Here is a 4566-nt window from a genome sequence, read left to right as displayed (position 1 = left end):
AAAAAACCAAATATATCTATTTTATCATGATCCGGGTCAATCTCATCTGTTGATAGGATGAATGCAAGGAAAGATGAAAATTCTGGACCCCGTGCCGTACTTCCGGAGATCCTGATCAGAGAGCTGATTATTAAACTCGCTCTGAAAGGGAATGAACGGGTGCTTCATATCGGTTCAGGTGATGGTATAGTGACTGCTGCAATCGCCGCCTGCCTGCCGAGGGGAAGTGTGCTTGGTGTTGATGCATCAGGAGATCAGATCCGGACGGAGAAGGTGACATCTCTTCCAAACCGGTATAACAATATCCAATTTTCCGCCGCTGATTTTGATCATCTCACATTTGAGAATGAGTTTGATGTCGTCTTCTCTCATAATCTGGTGAGTGAAGCATCGCTTTCTGACACATTATATAAAGGAATTCATCGTCTTCTCACCCCGGGCGGACGACTCCTTCTTCAGATGGAAGGTAAAGGATCATCTGATCATATCATCTCAAAGGTAAATGCTCTCCTCTCTCTGGAGCCCTGGAAAGAGTATTGTACCGGCTATCGGTTTTCCCCTCTTCCAACCGAAGATGAGGTGATGGAGCTTTGTGATGAAGCATATCTCTATACGATTCGGGTTGATCTCTTCCCCAGAACGATCCTCTTCTCAGGAGATGCTTCATTTGAAACCTGGATACGAGATGTCTGGCATTCGCTACTGGCGAAAGTGCCAAAGGATCAGTCTGACCGGCTTGTAACCGCAATTACTCAGGAGTACCATACACTCTATCCACTGGCATCTGATGGCTCGGTCACTCTCCCGGTATCACGACTTGAAATAGAGGCGAGGAAGGAATCCGACCCCGATACCCCCTGATTTTATTTATAGACCCGCAAAATTCAGCAGGTACAGCACTCCAACGATCAATACCGCAACACCTGCGACAACAATCATGGGCCTAACCCCGATAAGTTCGGGAATCGTCTCTGCCGGGAAGACACCACGGTTTAGGATGGTGCGGTTCAGCCGGGGGTAGAGCCTGGCGAAGACTCCTGCGCCTATCACAATGCCGATCATACCAATGAGTGCATCCACAGCACCTGATCCGACTGCCCCGGCAACAGTGCCCGGGCAGTACCCGAGGATCGCAAACCCTGCTCCGAAGATCAACCCTCCGATGATGGTTGCTCCGATTGATCCCACCTTGTAGTGGAGATTAACAAGCCCTGCAGCTTTCATCGCATAGACACCGATCATCCCGACGATGATGGCTGAGAGCATCACCTTCACCACCGTGAAGTCAGTGAGGAGGAGCTGACCGAGGATCACCCCGTATTCTGTCACCCCACTCTTCTGGAGGAGGAATCCGAATATAATCCCGAAGAAGAGTCCAAGGACGATCTGGGCATTTTTATTGGATCTGAGTGCATCAAATGTCATCTCTCTCACCCTCAGATGAACGAAAACCCATAGATCATGCCTGCAACCAGAATTCCACCGATGAAGAAGCAGCATGCAGCAACCCAGCTCGCAAGCGATAGTTGAAGTGCTCCTGAGATTCCATGACCGGATGTGCAGCCGCCTGCCCAGCGTGCGCCAATACCCATCAGGATGCCGCCGAAGAGTGCAATGACTCCCCTGAATACCGCATCTCCCCCAAATGTTTCTGCAAAGAGCGGAGGAACAACCAGCACCGAGAAGGTGCCGGAGAGGTATGCCGAGATGAATGCCCCGATTATTATCCCGATGACCAGTATCCACTGCCAGTCAACTGCTGGCGTGAACTTCTGGTAGTACGGCATCGATTCTGCCTTCTCGTGGGAGATCCCTGTCTCCACCATACCTGCGGTCTTTGCATATGCAGTCGAACACCCAAGGGGTCGGTCGGAGAGGAGGAATGTAAACCAGATAAGGACCCCGATTCCTGCACCGACGATATACGGCGACCATGTCGCCATCGTAAACCATTCGATCATCGTATCTGCCCTCTCATGGTGCAAAACCGGCGCGCTGGTATGCGGTGTAGCCGCCACCGAGATTCAGCACCCTTCCAAATCCATGCCTCTTCAGAATGCTTGCTGCGATGCTTGCCCGCTGGCCGCCTCTGCACATTACTATGTAATGGCGTGTGGGATCAAGCTCTTTGTGCCGTCTTCTCAGGTCATGCCATGGGATATGGATGGATTTCTCTGCATGTGCAGTATCCCACTCCTCCTGTGACCTGACATCGATCAGAATCGCCTTCCCTGACCGGACAAGGTCATCTGCCTCTTCCGGCGGGATAACCGGGACACGGGCGATCGGCAGCCCTGCAGTGCCCCAGGCAAGTAAACCTCCCCCGAGGAAACCGGATATTCTGTCAAACCCGACACGGCGGAGCTGAAGTGCCGCCTCTTCCGCCTGGCTCCTCTCCTCAGCGACGAGGAGTATCTCCTGATCTGGGGGGAGGATCCACCCCGCCTGTGTGGCGAAGTTTCCGGAATGGTCGATATGCCAGGATTTTGGGATATGGACGCCTGAAAACGCCGGGTAGCTCCGTACATCCAGCAGGAGAGCGCCGCCCCTGATCTTCTCTCCGAAGGCTTTCTGCTCGATCGGTATGGGTTGTGGAAGCGTTCGCATCAGGGCAGGTCCTGCCCTGTTGATCGCAGAGCATCGTGCGAAGTGGTCCGGTGCAGCAGGCATCCCGGAGGTGAGTGCCTTTACAAACTCTTCTTTGCTCCTGATCAGGAGGGCATAGTTATACCTCTTCTCGTATCCGATCGTGCTCGTCCTCTTTGCTGCCATTGCCCTTCCGCAGAGGGACCCCATCCCATGTGCCGGATAGACCTCGCATTCATCGGGGAGCGTCATGATCTTGGTGTGGAGGTTCACATAGAGAGACGATGCAAGCTCTTCCGCTCTTCCCGGAAAGAGATCAGGTCTCCCTACATCGCCGACAAAGAGTGTGTCACCTGAGAAGAGGGCAACCGGTGTCTCTCCACGGGCTGTGTCAGTAGCGATATAGCAGATATGTTCCGGAGTGTGACCGGCGGTGTCGATCACTGAGAACCGCATATCCTCAAGCTCGATCTGATCGCCTTCGGCAACCGGGACGTGGGGAAATGCGCAGTTCCCGGATTTTGGTGCATAAATTGCTGCTCCGGTCAGATCAGCCAGATCGAGATGGCCTGAAATGAAGTCAGCATGCAGGTGCGTCTCCAGGATGTGGGTGATCGAAAGACCATTCTCCTTTGCATAATTGATATACCGGCCGACATCGCGTGACGGATCGATGACGGCACAGGATTTGTTTCCTGCAACGATATATGAGCTATGGGCGATGCCCGGGATGAAAAAATGCTGGATGATCATAGGCGCTTCAACTGCTCTATGCGATGAGGAGGTAAATGAGTGTTGTGGCAATAGCGATGAAGATCACCGTCATGACACTCCCTGCCTTGAGGAAGTCCCTGGTTGTATAACCGCCTGGCCCCATCAGGAGTGCATTCACCTGATGGGTCGGGAGGATAAAGGAGTTTGAGGCACAGACTGCCACCAGGAGGGCGAGTGCACGGGGATCGATCCCGGTTCCGGCACCCATCAGCATCACAAGCGGAACGAGCAGAACGGTTGCCGCGACATTTGAGATGATCAGCGAGAGGATGGTTGTGAGGATGGCAACAGCTGCCATGATGATGAGGGGGTGGGTGCCGGCAAGAGATTCGATTAAAGTACCTGCGATGAGTGCGGCAGCCCCGCTCTTCTCCATCGCGATCCCAAGGGGTATGAGACCGGCGATCAGGGCGACGGTCTTCCATTCGATTGCACGGTATGCCTCGTCTATGGTGAGTACACCCGCGATCACCATCGCCGCCGCTCCGGTGAGGAGTGCAAGTGAGAGCGGGACACCGGTCATGGTGAGTGCAAGTGCTCCGGTAAAGATCAGAACCGCGAGGTGACCTTTTCCAATCCGCATCTCTTCGCCTTCAGGATGCGTCAGGAGGAGGAGATCACGGTTTCCGGCAAGGAGCCGGAGAGTATCCCATGATCCGAAGGCGACTATGGTATCTCCTGCCGATAGAGGGATGTCTGAAAAGTCTGCGCGTGTCTCGGTCTCCCCGCTCAGGTGAAGGATCGGTTCAATAGAGAACTTCTGCCGAATCCCGATCTCACGGGGGGTCTTCCCGATGATCGAAGCCTTCGGCCGGACGGTCAGTTCAGCAAAACCAAACCCTTCGCCATCCAGGATCTCTTTTAAACCGCTATCATCTCCAGATGGGATACAGCCTGAGTCTCTGATGAATTGTGTATAGCTCTCCTCTGATCCAAGGAAGGCAAGCTCCTGTGACGGCTCAAGCCGTGTTGAACGTGAGGGTGCGACTGTAATATCCCTGTATGTCCGGACCGCAAGGAGATCAAGACCGTAACGAACCTTGAAGAACGCCTCTTCCCGTGTTTTTCCAACAAAAGGTGATGAAGGAGGGATTGTACACGTTCGTACCGGGTGATCGATCCCCCAGATCTCAGCGATTGTGGGGCCAGGGGGACGCTCTTCCTTCTTTGGGAGGATACCGGTGCCAAAGAGGGCAAAGAGGGCAA

At 53.7% G+C, this 4566-nt stretch carries 5 protein-coding genes; 1 reads left to right on the top strand and 4 read right to left on the bottom strand.

Features of this window, described 5'->3' with window-relative positions:
- Window positions 1-57 precede the first annotated feature (57 nt).
- Window positions 58-861, top strand: coding sequence for a class I SAM-dependent methyltransferase (locus tag Q7V06_RS10255; RefSeq protein WP_304841134.1), 804 nt, complete (start codon window positions 58-60; stop codon window positions 859-861).
- A gap of 6 nt (window positions 862-867) precedes the next feature.
- On the opposite strand, the gene Q7V06_RS10250 is transcribed toward Q7V06_RS10255, so the two are convergent.
- The 4 genes from Q7V06_RS10250 to Q7V06_RS10235 form a co-directional block, all read right to left on the bottom strand.
- On the bottom strand, window positions 868-1425 hold the full coding sequence (locus tag Q7V06_RS10250) for a DUF6691 family protein (RefSeq protein ID WP_304841133.1): 558 nt from the start codon (window positions 1423-1425) through the stop codon (window positions 868-870).
- An 11-nt stretch (window positions 1426-1436) separates the two neighbouring features.
- Window positions 1437-1961: a YeeE/YedE thiosulfate transporter family protein gene (locus Q7V06_RS10245; protein WP_304841132.1), complete on the bottom strand. Its 525-nt coding sequence runs from the start codon at window positions 1959-1961 to the stop codon at window positions 1437-1439.
- Between the two features lie 13 nt (window positions 1962-1974).
- Entirely contained in the window at window positions 1975-3339 is a 1365-nt protein-coding gene (locus Q7V06_RS10240; RefSeq protein ID WP_304841131.1) for a rhodanese-like domain-containing protein, read from the bottom strand.
- 16 nt (window positions 3340-3355) lie between these two features.
- The coding region (locus Q7V06_RS10235; protein ID WP_304841130.1) for an SLC13 family permease at window positions 3356-4566 on the bottom strand (1211 nt) is incomplete at its 5' end.

The organism is Methanocalculus sp., assembly GCF_030651615.1.
Lineage (GTDB): Archaea > Halobacteriota > Methanomicrobia > Methanomicrobiales > Methanocorpusculaceae > Methanocalculus.
The sequence above is the reverse complement of the archived record's forward strand: the minus strand, read 5'-3'. Positions and strand labels throughout refer to the sequence as shown.